Here is an 18,880-nt window from a genome sequence, read left to right on the forward strand (position 1 = left end):
GAACAGAAACTATAGAGGTGTTGGAACAATTAACGAGACTAGCAGCCCGACTAGTGGATTTACAGTGCCTGAGAAACTGGTTTACTAAGTGCTGTTATTGTACCTAGTGATTGCGGCAAGGGCTGTATCTTCTAAAAAATCATCCCAGTTTTTTTCTTCCCAACTATATTGACGCTGAAAGTATGGCAGGACATAATGCACTGCACCGCCATTGCTGAACACTTTTGCAACGTTGTAGGGATTAGCTTTCACAGTCAGTTTGGAGTTGCAATGCAAATTGAGAGAGTTGCGCGACCTCGATTATCACACAGTTGAGCGTGCTAAAAATCAAAAATTTTTGAATCTGTGTTGAATGAGCAAGGGTAACGATGGACTCAGGAATTGGGTGAAGTGTAAGAAGTTTTGGAGTTCATGATGCGATCGCTCCGTTTGCAGTTGTTGGATCACGACTATCTCGATCAATTGGTGGCGATCGACCAGATAGCCTTGGGTGGTCTATGGAGCGCCGACACCTATCGTCGGGAACTGGATAGCCCGAATAGTGATTTGCTCGGGGCGATCGATCCGCAAGGACAACTGATCGGGTTTGGTTGCGCCTGGGCGATTGTTGACGAGTGCCACATCACGGCGATCGCCCTGCGGCCCGAGTGGCAGCGACAGGGCTTGGGCCAAACCCTGCTGTGGGGTCTGTTGAGCTTGGCGCGGCAACGGGAAATGAAACGCGCCACCCTTGAAGTGCGGCCCAGCAACCAAGCCGCCCTCTCGCTTTACGAAAAATTTGGCTTCCAGGAGGCCGGCCGTCGCAAACGCTACTACGCCGATGGCGAAGATGCGGCGATCCTGTGGTTAGGCAAGTTGGATTGGCCCCAGTTTGCTCAACAGCTCGATCGCACCGCTGCTGACCTGAGCGATCGACTGGCGCAACATCAATGGCAGTGGTGGGGAGAGATTGTGACCCCAACCGCCGGGGTCGGCAGCCCCCCAAGCCATGCGCTAGATTAAAAACCTATCTTTCAATCCTGCCCAACAGGTTCAACCAATTTTTGGGATTCACCCCAGTTCGCTGGCTCAATGGGGGTCTGCCAAATTCTGGCTAGCGATTGAGCTGGCCCATGTTTCACTCCCGATCGGGTTGTTTTGCCGCTGGCCCTTGCCATCAGTAATCCTGAGATCCGATTTTCAACCCAAACGTTCTTTAAAAATCCTAAAAGCATTCATCCATCCATCCCCCAGGATCGCCCAAAAGGCTTGATCCCCCCTTACCCCATCGGGGAACAAAATCTCCCGAAAATTAATGGCAATTTCTCGAGTTCTTGAGCTTGCCAAGGGGAAGGCGATCGAGTTGGGGAAACCGCCCGATCGCCCCCCAATTGCCGGCCAGGTCAGCCCCAAACTGCCCAAACCGCGCGTGTTAAAATCAGATTTGCCAGCACTTCGCAGGTGATAGGGAACCGCCAATGTTTGAACGCTTCACTGAGAAAGCCATTAAGGTGATCATGCTCGCCCAAGAAGAGGCCCGCCGCCTGGGTCATAACTTCGTGGGCACTGAGCAAATCCTTCTCGGACTCATTGGCGAAGGCACTGGTGTAGCCGCCAAAGTCCTGAAATCCATGGGTGTCAACCTCAAGGACGCTCGGATTGAGGTCGAAAAAATTATCGGTCGCGGCTCCGGTTTCGTGGCTGTGGAAATTCCCTTCACGCCCCGGGCCAAGCGGGTTCTGGAACTGTCGCTCGAAGAGGCCCGCCAACTGGGTCACAACTACATCGGCACAGAGCACCTGCTGCTGGGCCTGATCCGCGAAGGAGAGGGGGTCGCGGCCCGAGTGCTGGAAAATCTGGGCGTTGACCTGTCGAAGGTGCGCACCCAAGTGATTCGGATGTTGGGCGAAACGGCGGAAGTGACTGCCGGTGGCTCCCAAGGCCGCACCAAGACCCCGACCCTGGATGAGTTTGGGGCCAACCTGACCCAACAGGCCGCTGAAGGCAAGTTGGATCCGGTGGTGGGTCGCCAGAAGGAAATTGAGCGGGTGATTCAGATTTTGGGTCGCCGCACCAAAAACAACCCGGTGTTGATTGGGGAGCCGGGCGTGGGTAAAACCGCGATCGCCGAAGGGTTGGCCCAACGGATTGCCAATGGCGATGTGCCGGACATCCTGGAAGACAAGCGAGTCGTGACGCTGGATATCGGTCTGTTGGTGGCCGGTACCAAGTATCGCGGGGAGTTTGAAGAGCGCCTGAAGAAGATCATGGATGAGATTCGCCAGGCCGGTAACGTGATCCTGGTGATCGATGAAGTCCATACCCTGATTGGCGCGGGTGCTGCGGAAGGGGCGATCGATGCTGCCAATATACTGAAGCCAGCCCTCGCACGGGGCGAATTGCAGTGCATCGGCGCAACGACCCTGGATGAGTACCGCAAGCACATCGAGCGGGATGCAGCTCTGGAGCGGCGCTTCCAGCCGGTGATGGTGGGCGAGCCGACCGTGGACGAAACGATCGAGATTCTGCGTGGTCTGCGGGAACGCTACGAACAGCACCACAAGCTGAAAATCTCTGATGAAGCGCTAGAGGCGGCGGCCAAGCTGTCCGATCGCTACATCAGCGATCGCTACTTGCCCGACAAGGCGATCGACTTGATCGACGAAGCCGGATCGCGGGTGCGCTTGCTGAATTCCCAACTGCCTCCGGCCGCCAAGGAATTGGACAAGGAGCTGCGGGAAGTCCTCAAGCAAAAGGACGAAGCCGTGCGATCGCAGGACTTTGACAAGGCCGGCGAGCTGCGTGACAAGGAAATGGAAATCAAGCAGCAAATCCGCAACATCGCTCAAACCAAGAAATCGGAAGAGCGGGCCGATGATCCGCTGCAACCGGTGGTGGACGAGGAGGACATCGCCCAAATCGTCGCCTCCTGGACGGGTGTGCCGGTGAACAAGCTCACCGAGTCCGAATCCGAAAAGCTGCTGCACATGGAAGACGTGTTGCACCAGCGGCTGATCGGCCAAGACGAAGCGGTGAAGGCCGTGTCTCGCGCCATCCGCCGGGCCCGCGTGGGTCTGAAGAACCCCAACCGCCCGATCGCCAGCTTCATCTTCTCTGGCCCCACTGGGGTTGGGAAAACCGAGCTGACCAAGGCCTTGGCGGCCTATTTCTTCGGCTCCGAAGAAGCGATGATCCGCCTCGACATGTCGGAATACATGGAGCGGCACACGGTCTCGAAACTGATCGGTTCCCCTCCGGGCTATGTGGGCTACAACGAAGGCGGCCAATTGACGGAAGCCGTACGTCGTCGCCCCTATACCGTGGTGCTGTTCGATGAAATCGAAAAGGCCCACCCCGATGTGTTCAACATGCTGCTGCAAATCTTGGAAGATGGTCGCTTGACCGATGCCAAGGGCCGCACGGTGGACTTCAAGAACACCTTGATCATCCTTACCTCGAACATCGGTTCCAAGGTGATCGAAAAGGGTGGCGGCGGTCTGGGCTTCGAGTTTGGCGAAGACCAAGCCGAGTCCCAGTACAACCGGATCAAGTCCCTGGTGAACGAGGAGTTGAAGAACTACTTCCGCCCCGAGTTCCTGAACCGCCTAGACGAGATCATCGTCTTCCGCCAACTGAGCAAGGACGAGGTGAAGGAAATTGCCGAAATCTTGCTCAAGGAAGTGTTTGCCCGCTTGACCGAGCGCGGCATCACCCTGGCGGTGACCGACAAGTTCCGCGAACGGTTGATCGAAGAGGGCTTCAACCCCAGCTACGGGGCGCGGCCACTGCGTCGGGCAATTATGCGCCTGCTGGAAGACGTGCTGGCGGAGGAAATCCTCTCGGGCCGGATCAAGGACGGCGACACGGCGACGATCGACCTCGACGAAGACCGCAACGTGAAGGTGGACGTGACGGCCGGTGCGCCGCCCGCTGAAACCCGCGAGCTGGTGGGTCAAGGGGCTGAGTAACTCTGAGTCGAACGCGATCGAGCCAATCTCGTCTTGATCGCGATCGGGTTTAGTTCAGCTCAGTTCCAGCCCTTGATGGGGATGCACTAGTGCTTATTTGTGAAAGGGCGGCCCCAACGGGTCGCCCTTTTACGGTTTTTGCTGGCATTTGCTGGCATTTGCTGGGGCCAGTTCTTGATGTGGATTGGCTGAATACCATCCAGGGATCACCGCTGACCGGTGTGGCGACATCGATCGCACTGACCACAGCGCCAGTTAGCCGACTTGGGCGGTAACCCCAACGCTTGCAACAAAAAGCGCCATCGACAACCCCGATCGCCCCCGTAGCGACGCATCGAAAGCTCAACAGATCGACCCATGCGAGCTTGGCGGGCGATCGCCGCTGACAATTGCCCCGACAATTGCCCCGACAATTGGTAGTGGAACGGGTCGAGCCAGTCCAGTTGACCGAGGGCATGGAGCCAACTGAGAGCGATCGCCCCTTCAGCAAACTGATCGGCAATTTCAGCGATCGCGCCTTCCTGGGGCAAATGCCGGGCCACAAGACCCAAATTTTGAATTTGTTGGCGGGTTTGTTGCTGAAAGTGGCGATCAAGCCGTCGATCGGTGCTGTCCAGCCAGCCGGTGGGTTCACTGACCAACAGCAAAATATCGGCCGGCTGCCCATCCCGACCGGCACGACCAATTTCCTGCACATATTCCGCCGGGATCAGCGGCCGATGCCAATGAACAATCCAGCGCACATCAGGGCGATCGATCCCCATGCCAAAGGCGCTGGTGCAGACCAAAAAGGGCAACTCACCCCCCACCCACTGAGCTTCCAACCGGCGGCGATCGGGCGGTGGTAACCCGGCATGATAGGCGGCTGTCTGGTGGCCCCGATCGCGCAAATTCTGGGCCAGGTCTTCGCAGGTTTGGCGGCTGCGGGCAAAAATCAAGCCCCCTTGGCCGGGGCGATCGCGTAACCACCGCCACAAACGCCACTGGCGCTGGGCGGGAACCCAACAGCGTTGCACCTGTAATCGCAGGTTGGCTCGATAAGGAGATTGCTCAAACCGCGCTGGGTTCCGCAACCCCAGAACTTGGGCAATGATGGCGCGATCGGTGGGGGTGGCGGTGGCCGTGAACGCGGCGATCGGGATTGGCTTTTGGGCCGCTGCTTCCAGGGTTTGGCGGGCGATCCCTAACCGGCGGTAGGCGGGCCGGAAGGTTTCGCCCCACTGGGCCAAGCAATGGGCCTCATCGATCGCCAGGCCCTGAATTTGGGGAGCCAACCGCAACAACCGTGACCAAACTCGCTGGCTGAACAGGGTTTCGGGCGACAGATACAGCAATCGCAACTGGCTCCGCTCCAAGCGATCGAGCACCTCTTTTTGTTGCGATCGAGGCACTTCACTATGCAGGGTGGCGGCCGGCAATCCCTTGGCCCGCAGGTCTGCCACTTGCCGATCCATCAGCGACACCAGGGGCGACACCACCACAGTCAACCCCGATCGCAACAGGGCCGGCAACTGAAAGCACAAGGATTTGCCGGTTCCCGTTGGCAACAGGGCCCACAGATCCCGCCCTTGCAAAATGGTTTGGATGATGTCGCCCTGGGGGCCGCGAAATCCGTCGTAGCCCCACAGGGTTTGAAAGAGCGATCGCGCCCGCTGCCACTCATCCATCCCGATCGCGCCTCTGTCCCAAATGCCGCGCCATTCGTCAATGGTCTACACCGAAGCCAAGGGGCGATCGGCCGGTTTGGGATCAACTTTGCTGCACACTTCGTAGAAATTCGTGACCGGCGGCTTCAGGAAAAGGTGAGCCATTTTGGCAAAAATGGCCTCGCAAACTTCATTGCGATTGGCATCCATATCATCAATGTTGTCCCAAAAGATCACCGCAATGCCGCGATCGCTGTTGGTCTCTTGCAGCAAATAAGCCCCTTCAAAACCCTGTTTGTAGGTGGAAACTGCCGCTTCAAACAGTTGTTGGGCTTCGGCAAATTTGCCCGGCCGAAATTCCCCGATCGCCACGTAGGCATATTGATGTTTCAGGAAGTCTAGAAATTCGCTCATAGTGCTCGTCGAGTTCTAACGGTGCTTGCTTAAGGCCAGCCTAACTCGATCCTTTGGCGCAACTGGAAAAAGCCGATCAAACATCACTAACTTGTAGCGAATTGAAATGCTTTGCAACCTCTTTGTTCGCTAACTTTACGAAGCAATAATCAAAGCGATACTAAAGGTAATAATAAGCCAGTTGAACGAATCGACTTTCGACCAGATTTTTTTAGTTAACTTGGTTAACTCGGTTAACTTGGCTAACGGCGCGATCGGGTGATTGCCCAAAGTCCCAAAAATCCCAAACCCACGCCACCCACACCCAACCACACCAGTTCCCCAGAATGCCATGGGGTCTCGGTGGTCGTTTCAGCGGTGGCGGCCACTGGTGAAGCGATCGCAGCGGCCACCGGTGAGGGAGCAGGACGGGCCGCGGGGGCAGCTCCGGCCAGCACAGTGGTTTCGTATCGAAACTCAAAGGGTTGAAAGTCGCCCGGTTGTTTCGGCTGACCTTGCAACACCAAATCATAGGCCCCCGCTGCCGGAAACACGGTGGTTGCGCCGGGCATGTTCTGAAACCCTTCGGCGGCCTTGGGTGTGAGGGGCGGTTGCCAGGGTTGGGGGGCTGTCGGACTCTGCAAGCGGGGGCTGATGGTGAGTTGGCAGTTGCAGCGATCGAGGGGAATCGTTGCGCCGCCTTTGCGAGTGAGGCTAAACCAAACGGTGGCCGGCTCGCCCGCTCGGGGATTGTGGTCGGGTTCCAAGTGAAACAGGGCCGCCACGTCGGCTCCCGTCTTCACCTGGTGGGCCCCCGAGGGCCAGGTCAGGCCAAACCCCAGCCCGATCGCCCCCAAGCCAATGACCATCCAGCGAGCTGCTCGGTTCATGCGGCTTGCCCTAGATAGGCTTCCAAAACCCGTGGATCCGCTTGGATCATGTCCGGGGAGCCATCCGCTAAATTCTGACCATCCGCCAAAACCCACACCCGATCGCACAGGGACATAATCACATCCATGTTGTGTTCCACAATCAGGAAGGTCAGTCCTTCTCGATTCCAGGTTTGGATTCGATCACAGATTTGCTCAATCAGGGCTGGATTCACGCCGGCCGCTGGCTCATCCAGCAACACCAACTTGGGTTGCACCATCAGGGCCCGTCCCATTTCCAGCAGTTTGCGCTGCCCACCGGACAGGGAACCGGCATATTCCCGCGCCATGTGGGCCAGGCCGATCGCCTCCAACAGTTCCATGGCTCGCAATTCCAATTCCCGTTGCTGGCGACGGATGCGGCTGCTTTGGGTCCAAACTTCCCAAAACCGTTCGCCCCGTTGATCTTGGGCTGCCAAAATCATGTTCTCCAGCACCGACAGCCGGGAGAGCACCCGCGCCACCTGAAAGGTTCGCACCATCCCCTGGCGGGCAATTTGGTGGGGCGACAGATTGTGAATGGGTTGCCCATCCAAAAACACTTCACCACTATCGGAGGGAATGAAGTTAGAGAGCAGGTTAAAGAGGGTGGTTTTGCCCGCGCCGTTGGGGCCAATCAGGCCGGTAATGCTGCCCGATCGCACCTCAATGTTGGCTCCCTTCACGGCTTTCAGCCCCCCGAAGCTTTTGCAAAGTTGCTTGGCTTGCAGCAGGGGCCGAGCAGGCAGGGTTTCGGTCATTTGGGGCCGATCGCTGGTGGAAGGGGTCATGGCAACGGGCGACTCAAGGGGCAACGGGCCCCACGGGGCCCCACAAACACGGGACTGGCGGGATTCGAACCCGCGACCTAGCGCTTAGGAGGCGCTTGCTCTATCCATCTGAGCCACAGCCCCAAATCCAAATTTCAGACCGATTATAGGCGAATTTTTTGCGTTCCTTTAGTTAAGGCGGCAACGGTTACGGTGGTGGATTCACCTCCGGGGCGATCGCCTGGAGGGTCAATCGATAATGGTAGAGGGCCACGGGGCGGTTGCGGGTCACGGAGGCATAGCGATCGCGCGGGGCCAGATAAACGGCCGTGAACTGATCGGCTTCGATCGCGTCCGGGGCGGTGTGGCGATAATCCGTGGTGGTTTCCACCGCGTTGGCATAAACCGATCGCCCCTGTTGAGCACCCTCGTTTTGAAAGGACTGCACGATCACTTCCGTAGCCAAAAACCGTTGATCACTCGGAGTTTCGCTGGCTCGATCGGTCACGGTGGAAACCAAGGCCCGCTGATTGGCCAACTTCAAAATCTGCTCGTTGGGATTACCCGGATCCGCCACCACCCCAGCAATGGCCCCTCGTCCCAGGTAAGCAGCAGCAATATTCAAACCGTTAAAGGCGCGATCGGCCACAATCGGGGCCCGATCGGGCGGTTGATATTTCCGCAGGGGAAAGGCACTCAGGGCCGGCGCAATGGTTTGGGGGCCAAATCGCACCGCAAAGCTCACGGGCTGTCCCAGGAGCGATCGATTGCTCTCAAAACCGGGGGTAACAATTTCCGGCGCGAACGGAGCCGACAACTCCAGCAACGTACTGGTGACCTGCCAATCACCCGCCATCCACGGGGGATAGATCAAGTCGCCGGCGGCGGGTTTGGTGGGGGGCTTGGTGACCCAATAGGGAAAGGCATTCACCCGATCGAGCAGGGGGCCCGCCTGGGCCGCGGATGGCCAACCCAACCAAGCCATGAACCCCCAACCAAGGGCCAAACCCAGGGCAACCCCCGGGGCAATCCAACGGCTGAATCCTCGGCTTGCCGATCGCTTCAATCGCCGCGTCACCCCACTACCACCCCGTTTGGAAATTCATAAACAGCCCCACAAAAAACGCCAACTGGGCCGCCAGCACGAACATATACAGCACCGCGCGGGGCCGAAAAATGGACAGCAGCAGCCCGATCGCCTTCAGGTCAATGATGGGGCCAAATACCAAAAAGGACAGCAAAGAACCGCTGGTGAACGCACCCGAAAAGGAAAGGGCAAAGAAGGAATCCACGGTGGAACAAATGGAAATCACCGCCGCTAACACCATCATGGCGATGATTGAGGTGACAGGCCCTTGTCCCAAACTGAGCACCACCTCGCGCGGCACGGCCACCTGCACCACCGCCGCGATCGCGCTGCCCAAAATCAACACGCCGCCCAGTTCTCGAAGCTCCCGCACCACGTTCTCCAAAAACAATCGCCAGCGCTCGGCTCCGCTCATGCGCTCGCGCGATCGATCCACCGCCAAGGACTGCATCGTGGCCAACGAAGACTCCAGCGGTTTACCCGTGGTCACCCCTGGCCAGTAGGTTCCCGAGGTGAGCAAGCCCCGCTCTTGGGCCACTCGCTCAATGCCCGTTAGCTCGCGCGATCGCAGCATGGAACGGGCCAAACCCGGATTCAGAAAAGGTCGTAAATCCTTTTGAGCCCCAAACACACAGCCCACAATCACCGCAATCAGCAAGGCCGCCAAAACCCGAAACACCACCAATTCGGGTCGATCGCGAAAGGCCGTCCAGGTGGCCCAAATGGCCACCGGATTGGCCGTGGGCGCAGCCAGCAAGAACCCCACCGCCACCGGGGCCGGAATTCCCTGCAACAACAGCCGCCGCGCCACGGGCACATTGCCACATTCACAGACCGGAAAGCAGAATCCCATGACGCTGCCCGCCAAGGCCCCCAAAACGGGATGGCGCGGCAGCAGGGAAATTAAGCGCCCTTCGTCAATGAACAATAACAGCGCGCTCGAAAACACCACTCCCATGAGCAGGAAGGGCAGTGCCTCCACAATTAGGCTCAGGAACAGCGTAAAACCAGCGTTGAAAGCGCGATCGAGCGGCATTCAAATCTCCAAGCTCAAAGTCGGAAACTAACGAGGCCCAGGGCCCCATCGACCGGCGATGCTACGGGGCGATTGTACCGCACCGATACTAAAGAACTGACCGCCAGTCAGCCGCCCATTCGCCGCCGCTCGGCCACCCATTAACCCAGTTGGGCCGCCGCCGCTTCGGATACCTGGGCGATCGCATCTTGGCTGAGGGTCTCCAGCGCTGCCCGGGCCTCGGGTGCATCGAATTGCCCCAAGGTGAGGGCTAGCCGGTGGCGCACCTGCCAATCGCTGCTGTCCATAAACGGTAACAGATGGGGCAAGGCGCGATCGTCCGCCAACTCGCCCAGGGCCCCAATGGCCCCCAACCGCTCCAACTCGTTGTCCGAAGCCAAGGCCGACAACAGCACATCCACCGCCCGCAGATCGCCCAATTCTCCCAGGGCCGAAAGGATGCTGAAGCGCACCAGCCATTCCCCGCTGGATTGGTACAAGGCCACCAAGTCTTCGTAGGCCGCCGTCAACTTCAAGCCACCGAGGCAGTCGGCCGCCGCCGCCTGCACGTCCGGTTCCGGATCCGACAGCAACCCCCGCAACAACTCCAGCGATCGATCGGGATCTTGCCCGCCCAGGCTGTCAAACTGGCTCACCGCCGCATAGCGAACTCGGGTGTTGGCATCCCCGATCGCCAGTTGAATCAGCGCAAATCCTTGATCCGGCGGTAGGGCACGAATATCATTCACCGCTCGCAGGCGATCGCTCAAATTCTCAGAATGCAGCAACTCGCGAATTTGGTCAGGCGTGGCAGTCATAACAGCGTTATTTCAAGAACGTAGTCAAACAGAGATTCATTCAATCAACCAACGAACCAACAAACCATCAACCCGGCCCCAATCCCAGCCGAACAATGGGCGAAACAGGCGATCGCCCTTGGGCCCAAAGATGGGGTGGCGCTTTCAGCAACTATACGGAAAAACCGGAGGAGCTTCACGGCCCTGCGATCCCCGTCCAAGGACTTGACAGGGCTTTCAGCGTTGGGATCGCCATTTCTTAAACATACTGACAGATCCCCAGGCAAGTGGTTGCACAAATTTAAAACATAAATTTAAGAGCCGTTACCTGAAATAGCAGCTCGCCGCATTTCTGATACAAGGCTGTTATATTCATCAACCATTACTCAACGAATGAGTAAACATTGATTGCAACAGGGACTATCTCCAAAAACTCGATGGTAGATTAACAACATGAAGCGAGAGAGCTTCAGCTCCGAAACAGCCTCCTAACGACTCCTGTTGAAGAGTCAATTGCAAATAGTTTGATTGCAAAACGCTGTTTTTTGTTCAAAATCGAGCAATAGCACCCTGCTGAGACGCTCATTTCTCCCCAGCTTAATTATCCAGGGAATTTCGGTTTAAGTTGCTAAAATAGCAATTTTCAACCTTCATGAATCCTGTGTGAGTCATGGCAGTGTTGAGACCGAATCCGCTAAGGATCAACGTATGAGAGGAGAACAGAAGCAGTCTATCGCTTGGGTGCTATTCTCGTTTTTGGATTTGGGATTGAATCCAATTGCGCAAATAATCATCCACCAGATCCGGCACTTCATCATGGGGACAATGGCCCGCATTTAAAAAGTGCTCCGTGATTCGATCAAAGTATTGATGAAACTGAGCCGATCGCGCCCTGGTTTGCATCCAAGGATCTCCTTCGCCCCACAGCAACAGCAAGGGAGATTGCAACTTGCCCAGGAGTTGATCGACGTTTTCGCCCCGAGGGGATTTAAACACCGAAGCGAACACTTTCACGGCTCCCGGATCGCAAGAAGGGCGATAAATTTCTTCCACCAGGCGATCGGTCACAGCGGTTTGATCTAAATACACCTTTTGCAGGGTTTTGCGAATGGTGGATTTGCGTCTGGCATTTTGGAATAGTAAATAGCTGGGCAGCGGCTGCAACAGCACATTTTGAACCAGAGATCGAACCAGTTTTTGGAACCCATTGGGCTGGGTTTGGGTTGTGGTTTCCGTGAAGGGGCCCGCACTGTTCAAGAGGGCAACCCCACAAACCGATTCGGGATGATTGGCAGCCACACAAAGGGATGCATAGCCCCCCAAGGAATTCCCAGCAATCACAACCGGCTGACCAATCACCTGCTGAATGAATTCCTGGAGCTGCGCTTGCCATAGTTGACCGCTGTAAACCCAATCGGGCTTGGCCGATCGCCCAAAGCCCAACAGATCGATCGCCCAGACTTCAAAGTCTTGCTGAAGATCCGCGAGGTTTTTGCGCCAATGATCCGTCGAAGCCCCAAACCCATGCACCAACAGAATGGGCGGTTGCTGGGGATGGCCCGTTCCCGATCGCACGTAGTGAATCGCTTGATCGCGCCACTGCCAAAACTGACTGGGGGGCGCATCGGCCGCCGCCAACTGAGCACGGCGATCAAGATTCGGGGCGATCGGGAGATTCACGGCAGTCATGGGGCTAAGTCAAGAGGCAATTGTAAACCTATGTAAACATTCTAGCGCCAAGCTCAAATCTTGTCGCGATCATGGAACTTCTACAGGCCTCACTCCAGTCAGGGTGTTATGAATTCAATCACAATGTTCACCAGGTCAAAATAGATTAAAAGATTTGGCTGAAACAAGGATCGACTCTATGGCAGATGCTAAAACAGAGCTTCTTTTGGGATCTGAATAGAGACCATTTTTTGAGCGAGTTTGAACAAGTTTGGATAAGTTTATTCTGAGCGAAATCTTGAGCCACGAAATTTTAGTCACTGTTCACAGTCGGTTTTTATTTACACACAGCATCTCCCGATCTTGTTTGTAAATAAAAACTTGTGAGCAGAAGCTTGTGAACAAACGCTTGTGAATTTGATCTTGAATAGTCAAAAGATTGCGCGATTAACTAGCGCGATCAATTCGTCTGTTCTTTGAAATTTGAAACTGCTCCCCCAACTGGTCGGGAGCCAGTTTCGCTTGCCCATTAACCCTAGTCAGGACTCAACCCAATGACAGCCTTGAATAGCTTGTTTGATGAATCCTTTTATCTGGCAGCCTATCCCGACGTGGCAGCGGCCGTTCGCAATCGTCAACAGGTTAGCGGTTTGCAACATTTCCTGAATTCAGGAATGCGGGAAGGGCGCACAGCCATCAGCCGGTTCTATAGCCAACCCGATCGAGAGTTGGCCTATCGTCAAGCCTATCCCGACGTGGATGCAGCCATTCGATCGGGTGGTTTGGCCTCCGGTTTGCAGCACTATTTCCAGTCAGGAGAATCGGAAGGCCGCAGCCTGTTTCCCCGCGCGTTTGATGAGCAGTGGTATCGCAAACGGTTCTCGGATGTGAACAATGCCATCACCCAAAAAACCTTTACTTCCGGATTAGAACATTACGTGCGGTTTGGGCGTGGCGAACAGCGTGCCCCCTCAACCTTTTTTGACTTTGACTATTTTCAAGCCTATCCCGATGTGAAAGCGGCCAGGGACAACGGCGCGGCGTTTTTATCCGGCTGGGATCACTTCAATCAAGCGGGTCGCATTGAAGGGCGAGTGGCCACATTTTCGGGAACCAAAGGCAATGATTTGGTGGTGGGCAATGGGGCCCTCGATACGCTCACAGGGGTCGAAATGGATGCGGGACGATGCTTTGCGGGTGGCACGTTAACCGGTGGACAATGCCGAGAATATCTCTCCTTGGGAGCCAATGAACTGGATACATTGACGGGCGGGCCCGGTGTGGATTCCTTTGAAGTGGGCCGCCAACTCACCACCCGACTTGGCATCAACTACAACCCCTTTTACACCGCTGCTGGCAATTCAGATTTTGTGCGCATTCAGAATTTTGAACCGGGCAAAGATCGCTTAATTTTGGGAACTAAGCAGGGAGATCCTGGCTTTAGGGCATCAGGCACTGAATTTGTCAGCGCTCCGGATGGTGTTTATGTTTATGCCCGGTCTCAATCTCTGACGGGTGGGGCTGACCTGATGGCGATCGTGGAAGGGGTTGATCTGGATGCTAGCGATGTGTTGGTCAGCACAACTTTCTTGGGTAGCTAATTTGGAAAGCGGCTAGTTTGGGCTACCGCTATCCTTGGAATTTCCTTGTTTCTTTTGGTCACTGGTTCCTCAACGCCGATCGGGATTGAGTTCGGTGAGGCGATCGAGCAGGGGCTTAGCCATCCAATTCAAACCCACCTTAATTTGATGTTCCAGGGTGGGCATTCGGTACAGATACACCAGTCGCCGCAGGGCATAGGCCAAGGGCCCATCCAATTGCACCCCCAGGCCGGTGAGGGTGGCGCTGGTGTTGCCGAGGGCCAACATTTCGCCCAAATGCTGATATCGGAACGGCAGCAGGGGCCGATCGCACAAGGAAGCCCAAAGATTCCAGCCCACATAGTCTCCCGCTTGCAAGGCCGCTTGGCCGGTGCTGGGCACGGGACTACCTTGGGGATCGTTGGCATCGCGCATTTCGGCAATGTCCCCGAGGGCAAAAACCTCGGGATGGTCGATCGCCTGGAGGGTGGGTTCCACCAGCAGTTGATCGCGACCATTTTTGGGCAGGGGCAAACCTCGAACCAGCTCAGGTACTCGGTTCCCCACCGTCCAAATGGTCAGTTCCACGGGAATATCTTCTAGGCGGCCGCGATAGTCGAGCATGATGCGATCGGGGCCGATGTCGCGCACGCTGGTTTCCCAATCAATCCAAATGCCGCGCTGTTCTAAGGCCTTGTCAGCCGCTTGACGGTTAAAGTTGGGCGAATTGCGCAGAATTTGATCGCTTTGTTCAATCAGCCGCAACCGCCCTCGATCCTGAAGCCGATCGGCAAGTTTGCAAGCCAGTTCCACACCGCTGTAGCCGCCACCAACGACCGCCACTCGAATTTTGTCGCGATCGGTCGCCTCCAGAGACCGCAGCCGATCTTCCAACCGATAGGCATCAGCGATCGACCGGAAGGGCAGGGCATGTTCCGCCGCGCCGGGAATCCAGTCCATTGGCGTTTCGCAGCCCAGGGCCAACACCAACCGATCGTAGGTCAAGGTTTGTGGTTGGCCGGTGACGGGGCTGAGGCTCACCTGCCGCTGTTGAAGGTCGATCGCCTCCACAGTTCCTTGCACAAACCGCACTTGGGTTCCGGCCAGCAACTCTGCAAAGGGCGGGGCCACCTCCCAAGATTGCAGCTCGCCGGTCATCAACTCATACAGCAAGGGCAAAAACACGAATCGATCGCCCCGATCGACCAACAGAATTTCCGGGCGATGATCCCCCCAATCCAAGCGATCAAGGCGGAGGGCCGCATACAAACCCCCAAAGCCCCCTCCCAAAATCACAATCCGTGGGCTAGTGCTGTGAGCGGTCATAGGCTGGCGAGAAATAGAACTTGAAAGCAAACAATCGATCAGCCCAAGGGCGCGATCGAGCCGGGCCATCTACGGCCCCTAGCCTCTTCAGTGTAGAAAAGCTGTGGTCTTTTTGGGTGGTTCGCAGATCATTCGCCGTGCATTCGCAAACTACTCGCCGTGCATTCGCAAACTACTCGCCGTGCATTCGCAAACTACTCGCCGTGCGTTCGTAGTGCGTTCGTAGCCCATTCGCCAAGCCAACGCCAGCCGATCGCCACAGCATTGTCAAACGGAGTTGCCATCCTGAAGGAGTTCAGCACCTCAACACCCCTTAGCGCTCAACACCATCAGCGCCCCAACACCATGCAGAAACTCCCTTCTCTCCAATTTTCGGGTCAACTGTTTTCGGCGGAAACCCTGTTTCAGTGGATCGATCGCCTGTCCGATCGCCTGGGGCTGAGCCAGCCTCCCGTGGTCACCCGCGAACAATTGCAAGCCTGCCCGCCCCAGAGCCTCGGCCGGGAATGGATTGAGTTAGTCACCCGCAATGGCTATCCCTTGCTCACCAGCGGCCCCCGTCGCAAGCAATTGCATGATGCGATCCATGTGCTGACCGGTTATGGCACTGATGATTGGGGAGAATTGGAAGTGCAAGTTTTTCTGTTGGGCTGCAAATTCCGCCATCTCCATCTGCCGATCGTGGCGGGTCTGTTACGGCGATTGGGGCGATCGGGACAACTGACTGGCCCATGGCGCGATCGAGTCCGTGCAGCCTATCGTCGCGGCCAAGCAGCCGCCGACACCTTCGATCCTGACAACTGGCCCGCTGAATACCTGCTGGATATGCCGGTGATCACTGTCCGTGAGTGCTTGGGAATTCCCGCCCAATAGCCTTCTCTGGTAGCCTGGTTGGTTTGGTGATCTGGTTTTTTCATCACCATTCATCACCGCCGATCGCGATCAATTGCCGTCGATTTGCCCCTCAGCGCTGGGCAGCTCAGTTTCTCAATGGAGACGGGGACTTCGCAGTTCCCGCTCCACCGCGATCGCCCAAATATTTTTCCAACAGAGCCACAATCTTCTCCTTGCGAGGCGGTTTGGGCAAAAAGTCCGTAGAACCAACCAACTTGGCCCGCACGCGATCGACCAACCCATCTTGACCCGTCAAAATTGTGACCGGCGTATCGCGAAACCCTTCCAAACGGCGAATCTGAGTACAAATCTCATACCCATTCACCACCGGCATATTCAAATCCAAAAAGATGAAATCCGGTCGGTGTTTGCGCAACAACGGAATCGCCTGCACCGGATCCTGAGTTGACACAAACCGATAGCCCGCATGGGTCACAATATTTTCTAAAGATCGACAAATTACAATACTGTCATCAATACAGGCCACCAGTGCCCCCGCCGTTGGTTCCAGCAAGCCCGAAAGGGGATTGGGTAAATCTGGCAAGCTCCGAAATTCCACCGCATTTTGTTGCAAGAAATAGCGCAAAATGCGAATAGCCACCATCGAAGATTGTTGCAGCTTAACGTCAATGTCCCAAAAGGTTCGCTGACCATTAAACAGCGGCTGCAAACTATAAAAAGATGTGCTTTCCGTTTGTTCTTGAATTTTGGTATTCAAAGCCGACGAATCTTTCAACATCGGCGCACGATTGCTATAGTCCAAATCCAAACCCAGCAGTTGCCAGCGCTGCCAAAGCTGTTCTGCTACCTGCATCAAGGACTGGACTTCGCATTGTTCCAAAGTCACCTGGGATCCGGTGTCATGATCCAGCAGGGGAAAGGGCTGCCAATTAAATTGCGGCTCCATCATGCTGGCCGCTGTAAAAAGCATTTCCTTGGTCGCCGTGCAGACAATATCACGAGCCTGCTCTGGGTTAATTTCTTCGGCTTTCAGGCCACGGGCCAGGGTGAGCTGTTCCCAAAAACGCAATTCTGAAGGGCTGGCAAATTCAATCCGAATTCGGCTGGGGCGAAATTGCGGGCAACTGCGTTTGATGGCGCGGCTCCAGCGACGCACACGGTGAATTTCGCAGGTGGGATAACCGAGTTTGCCACGGTAAAACGGGAGCAACCAGGTGTGCTTGGTGTCGGTAAGCGACAGAACACCCGAGAGCTGCTTGGCATTGATCGTTGTCAGCAACGCCCTCAGTCTAGAAATCCCTGATGTTTGCCTCAACATCAACTCTGCGTATCCTCGTACCCTCAATAATTGGCAATGGCTGATTCAGATGGGTGACGATCGCCCTCGATCTTTGACTTACCCCAAGCATAAATCGATCACTGCGGGCGATCGGTTGTCTGTGATCAGTTGTTAGCGATTGTCTGTTAGCGATTGTCAGCGATCACTGGCGCGTGCTCGGTGGGCCTGTGACCAGTTGTTAGCGATCGGTGGTCGGTTACGGGTGAATCGGTAACGGGTGAATGGGTATCCGTGATCGTAGGCTTATTCGGCCGACCCGATCCGAGGGGTCACGGGTCGAATAATTGCTTTTTCGCTCGAAATCCGCAAAAGCCGGACTTTAAGCCACCAATTTTGCGCCTAGGCGGAGACAACCTCAATAATGCCGAGTTGGCGAGCCTTGGAGGGGTTGGAAACCCGGTTGACTCGCGGCACAGCAAATGGGTCACGAAGTTTGGCCGACTTTGACCATAGAAGATGGTTCAGACGATGGTGGGGTGATAGTTGCATCAACCCGGCTTGGGTGCAACGATCGAGATCATCGATTCCCCTGATCAGAGCGAATGCCGGCGAGGGTGTATAGCGGCTGGGCAAATCGATCAGGTTTATGTCGATCAGGCTCATGCCGATCGGGCTAGTTCGGATCGAGCTAGTTCAGAGCAGGCTAGCTCGGATCGAGCTAGGCAGATCGAGGCGTGGAAACAAGCCGTCCATCTTCAACGGAAACGAGGCGATCAGCAACATCAAGAATGCGATTGTCATGGGTCACCATCAAAATTGTGCAACCCTGCTGCTTGGCGAGGCCTTGCATGAGGTTAACCACCTCCCGGCCAGATTGACTGTCGAGGGCGGCAGTCGGCTCGTCGGCCAACACGATTTTGGGATGGCTGGCAAGGGCGCGGGCGATCGCCACCCGTTGCTTTTGCCCACCGGATAAATCATCGGGATAGTAATCCGTGCGATGACCCAGGCCCACAAGTTCTAGCATCTCGATCGCGCGCGATCGCATCTCCTGGACACTCCAACCCACATGCAGGGACAGACTCATTTGCACGTTTTGGGCAGCGGTCAGACTGCGATGCAAGTTGTGTGCTTGGAAGATATAGCCATTGTATCGTCGCGCCAAGACCAATTCTTCGGAGCTGGCCCCGTGGAGTTCTCGCCCCAACACGCTCAGGTGTCCTTCCTGGACGGAGCGTAAACCGCCAATCAGCGTCAGCAGCGTGGTTTTGCCGGAACCGGAAGGGCCCGTCACCAACACGATTTCCCCACGCCGAATTTGCAAATTAATCTCAAAGAGGACTTGTTTTTTCAAGTCTCCGTGACCAAACCAGTGATTGAGGTTGGCAATTTCAATGGCCCAGGCGGCTTCGGGTGCGCTGTTGATCGCTATGTTCAGCCTGTCGATCGCCCCGTTGGGCTGTCCCGTGGCGGCTTGGTTAAGGATGGGGTGAGTCATGGTGGTTGGTTTGCCTGTCTGAAATTGCCGCACTAGTTGCCTTGCTAGTTGCCGCACTAGTTGCCTTGCTAGTTACCTTGCTGGTTACCGCGTTGACTGCCGTGCCGGTTG

At 56.1% G+C, this 18,880-nt stretch carries 17 protein-coding genes, 1 tRNA gene and 1 pseudogene; 5 read left to right on the forward strand and 14 right to left on the reverse strand.

Annotated features, from left to right (window positions below):
* Positions 1-107, forward strand: a pseudogene (locus VPK24_RS07400) (IS630-like element ISAtsp7 family transposase); the annotation flags it as partial.
* Here the strand turns inward: VPK24_RS07400 and VPK24_RS07405 are convergent.
* Positions 85-252 carry a hypothetical protein gene (locus VPK24_RS07405; protein ID WP_393011852.1) on the reverse strand — a complete coding sequence of 56 codons (168 nt, stop codon included), beginning with the start codon at positions 250-252 and terminating at the stop codon, positions 85-87. The pseudogene VPK24_RS07400 and the gene VPK24_RS07405 sit on opposite strands and share 23 nt — an antisense overlap.
* Before the next feature lie 159 nt (positions 253-411).
* Between VPK24_RS07405 and rimI the strand changes: the two genes are divergently transcribed.
* Both rimI and VPK24_RS07415 read left to right on the forward strand, forming a co-directional pair.
* Positions 412-1,002, forward strand: coding sequence for a ribosomal protein S18-alanine N-acetyltransferase (rimI, locus tag VPK24_RS07410; RefSeq protein WP_393011786.1), 591 nt, complete (start codon positions 412-414; stop codon positions 1,000-1,002).
* Positions 1,003-1,457: 455 nt separating this feature from the next.
* The gene (locus tag VPK24_RS07415) at positions 1,458-3,947 is read left to right on the forward strand and encodes an ATP-dependent Clp protease ATP-binding subunit (protein WP_199291434.1); all 2,490 of its coding nucleotides are present in this window, start codon (positions 1,458-1,460) and stop codon (positions 3,945-3,947) included.
* A gap of 206 nt (positions 3,948-4,153) precedes the next feature.
* On the opposite strand, the gene VPK24_RS07420 is transcribed toward VPK24_RS07415, so the two are convergent.
* The 9 genes from VPK24_RS07420 to VPK24_RS07460 all read right to left on the reverse strand — a co-directional run bounded on the left by VPK24_RS07420 (position 4,154) and on the right by VPK24_RS07460 (position 12,252).
* Positions 4,154-5,614: a RecQ family ATP-dependent DNA helicase gene (locus tag VPK24_RS07420; protein ID WP_393011788.1), complete on the reverse strand. Its 1,461-nt coding sequence runs from the start codon at positions 5,612-5,614 to the stop codon at positions 4,154-4,156.
* A gap of 45 nt (positions 5,615-5,659) precedes the next feature.
* Positions 5,660-6,007, reverse strand: coding sequence for an antibiotic biosynthesis monooxygenase (locus VPK24_RS07425; protein ID WP_393011790.1), 348 nt, complete (start codon positions 6,005-6,007; stop codon positions 5,660-5,662).
* A 242-nt stretch (positions 6,008-6,249) separates the two neighbouring features.
* Entirely contained in the window at positions 6,250-6,876 is a 627-nt protein-coding gene (locus tag VPK24_RS07430; protein ID WP_393011792.1) for a hypothetical protein, read from the reverse strand.
* Positions 6,873-7,685, reverse strand: a complete 813-nt coding sequence (locus VPK24_RS07435; protein ID WP_393011794.1) for an ABC transporter ATP-binding protein — start codon at positions 7,683-7,685, stop codon at positions 6,873-6,875. Before VPK24_RS07435 ends, VPK24_RS07430 begins: the two co-directional genes overlap by 4 nt.
* A 49-nt stretch (positions 7,686-7,734) precedes the next feature.
* A tRNA-Arg gene (locus VPK24_RS07440) sits at positions 7,735-7,808 on the reverse strand.
* A 64-nt stretch (positions 7,809-7,872) separates the two neighbouring features.
* Positions 7,873-8,742, reverse strand: coding sequence for a DUF6816 family protein (locus tag VPK24_RS07445; RefSeq protein WP_393011796.1), 870 nt, complete (start codon positions 8,740-8,742; stop codon positions 7,873-7,875).
* Between the two features lie 4 nt (positions 8,743-8,746).
* Positions 8,747-9,787 carry a permease gene (locus VPK24_RS07450; RefSeq protein ID WP_099531776.1) on the reverse strand — a complete coding sequence of 347 codons (1,041 nt, stop codon included), beginning with the start codon at positions 9,785-9,787 and terminating at the stop codon, positions 8,747-8,749.
* 140 nt (positions 9,788-9,927) lie between these two features.
* A complete protein-coding gene (locus tag VPK24_RS07455) occupies positions 9,928-10,584 on the reverse strand; it encodes a HEAT repeat domain-containing protein (RefSeq protein WP_393011799.1) in 657 nt (218 codons plus the stop codon).
* Between the two features lie 723 nt (positions 10,585-11,307).
* Positions 11,308-12,252: an alpha/beta fold hydrolase gene (locus VPK24_RS07460; RefSeq protein ID WP_393011801.1), complete on the reverse strand. Its 945-nt coding sequence runs from the start codon at positions 12,250-12,252 to the stop codon at positions 11,308-11,310.
* A gap of 533 nt (positions 12,253-12,785) precedes the next feature.
* Between VPK24_RS07460 and VPK24_RS07465 the strand changes: the two genes are divergently transcribed.
* Positions 12,786-13,832: a hypothetical protein gene (locus tag VPK24_RS07465; protein ID WP_393011803.1), complete on the forward strand. Its 1,047-nt coding sequence runs from the start codon at positions 12,786-12,788 to the stop codon at positions 13,830-13,832.
* Positions 13,833-13,901: 69 nt separating this feature from the next.
* Here VPK24_RS07465 and VPK24_RS07470 read toward each other — a convergent pair whose 3' ends face one another.
* Complete coding sequence (locus tag VPK24_RS07470; protein WP_393011805.1) at positions 13,902-15,137, reverse strand: NAD(P)/FAD-dependent oxidoreductase; 1,236 nt, start codon at positions 15,135-15,137, stop codon at positions 13,902-13,904.
* A gap of 345 nt (positions 15,138-15,482) precedes the next feature.
* Between VPK24_RS07470 and VPK24_RS07475 the strand changes: the two genes are divergently transcribed.
* Positions 15,483-16,010 (forward strand): hypothetical protein, encoded by a 528-nt coding sequence (locus VPK24_RS07475; protein ID WP_393011807.1) that lies wholly within the window; start codon positions 15,483-15,485, stop codon positions 16,008-16,010.
* Positions 16,011-16,116: 106 nt separating this feature from the next.
* Here the strand turns inward: VPK24_RS07475 and VPK24_RS07480 are convergent, their stop codons facing one another.
* The 3 genes from VPK24_RS07480 to VPK24_RS07490 form a co-directional block, all read right to left on the reverse strand.
* Positions 16,117-17,271: a response regulator gene (locus VPK24_RS07480; protein ID WP_393011809.1), complete on the reverse strand. Its 1,155-nt coding sequence runs from the start codon at positions 17,269-17,271 to the stop codon at positions 16,117-16,119.
* A gap of 399 nt (positions 17,272-17,670) precedes the next feature.
* Positions 17,671-17,934: a hypothetical protein gene (locus VPK24_RS07485; protein WP_190525678.1), complete on the reverse strand. Its 264-nt coding sequence runs from the start codon at positions 17,932-17,934 to the stop codon at positions 17,671-17,673.
* A 55-nt stretch (positions 17,935-17,989) separates the two neighbouring features.
* Complete coding sequence (locus tag VPK24_RS07490) at positions 17,990-18,769, reverse strand: DevA family ABC transporter ATP-binding protein (RefSeq protein WP_393011811.1); 780 nt, start codon at positions 18,767-18,769, stop codon at positions 17,990-17,992.
* Between the last annotated feature and the right edge of the window lie 111 nt (positions 18,770-18,880).

Origin of the sequence: Limnothrix redekei LRLZ20PSL1 (assembly GCF_043235035.1) — a bacterium.
GTDB lineage: Bacteria > Cyanobacteriota > Cyanobacteriia > CACIAM-69d > CACIAM-69d > CACIAM-69d.

What these genes read in the sequence shown, in the direction of transcription:
- VPK24_RS07450 (WP_099531776.1), bottom strand. Translation starts at nt 9,787, where the DNA reads ATGCCGCTCGATCGCGCTTTCAACGCTGGTTTTACGCTGTTCCTGAGC.
- VPK24_RS07475 (WP_393011807.1), top strand. Translation starts at nt 15,483, where the DNA reads ATGCAGAAACTCCCTTCTCTCCAATTTTCGGGTCAACTGTTTTCGGCG.
- VPK24_RS07415 (WP_199291434.1), top strand. Translation starts at nt 1,458, where the DNA reads ATGTTTGAACGCTTCACTGAGAAAGCCATTAAGGTGATCATGCTCGCC.
- VPK24_RS07470 (WP_393011805.1), bottom strand. Translation starts at nt 15,137, where the DNA reads ATGACCGCTCACAGCACTAGCCCACGGATTGTGATTTTGGGAGGGGGC.
- VPK24_RS07490 (WP_393011811.1), bottom strand. Translation starts at nt 18,769, where the DNA reads ATGACTCACCCCATCCTTAACCAAGCCGCCACGGGACAGCCCAACGGG.
- rimI (WP_393011786.1), top strand. Translation starts at nt 412, where the DNA reads ATGATGCGATCGCTCCGTTTGCAGTTGTTGGATCACGACTATCTCGAT.
- VPK24_RS07435 (WP_393011794.1), bottom strand. Translation starts at nt 7,685, where the DNA reads ATGACCCCTTCCACCAGCGATCGGCCCCAAATGACCGAAACCCTGCCT.
- VPK24_RS07430 (WP_393011792.1), bottom strand. Translation starts at nt 6,876, where the DNA reads ATGAACCGAGCAGCTCGCTGGATGGTCATTGGCTTGGGGGCGATCGGG.
- VPK24_RS07460 (WP_393011801.1), bottom strand. Translation starts at nt 12,252, where the DNA reads ATGACTGCCGTGAATCTCCCGATCGCCCCGAATCTTGATCGCCGTGCT.
- VPK24_RS07420 (WP_393011788.1), bottom strand. Translation starts at nt 5,614, where the DNA reads ATGGATGAGTGGCAGCGGGCGCGATCGCTCTTTCAAACCCTGTGGGGC.
- VPK24_RS07425 (WP_393011790.1), bottom strand. Translation starts at nt 6,007, where the DNA reads ATGAGCGAATTTCTAGACTTCCTGAAACATCAATATGCCTACGTGGCG.
- VPK24_RS07485 (WP_190525678.1), bottom strand. Translation starts at nt 17,934, where the DNA reads ATGAGCCTGATCGACATAAACCTGATCGATTTGCCCAGCCGCTATACA.
- VPK24_RS07455 (WP_393011799.1), bottom strand. Translation starts at nt 10,584, where the DNA reads ATGACTGCCACGCCTGACCAAATTCGCGAGTTGCTGCATTCTGAGAAT.
- VPK24_RS07465 (WP_393011803.1), top strand. Translation starts at nt 12,786, where the DNA reads ATGACAGCCTTGAATAGCTTGTTTGATGAATCCTTTTATCTGGCAGCC.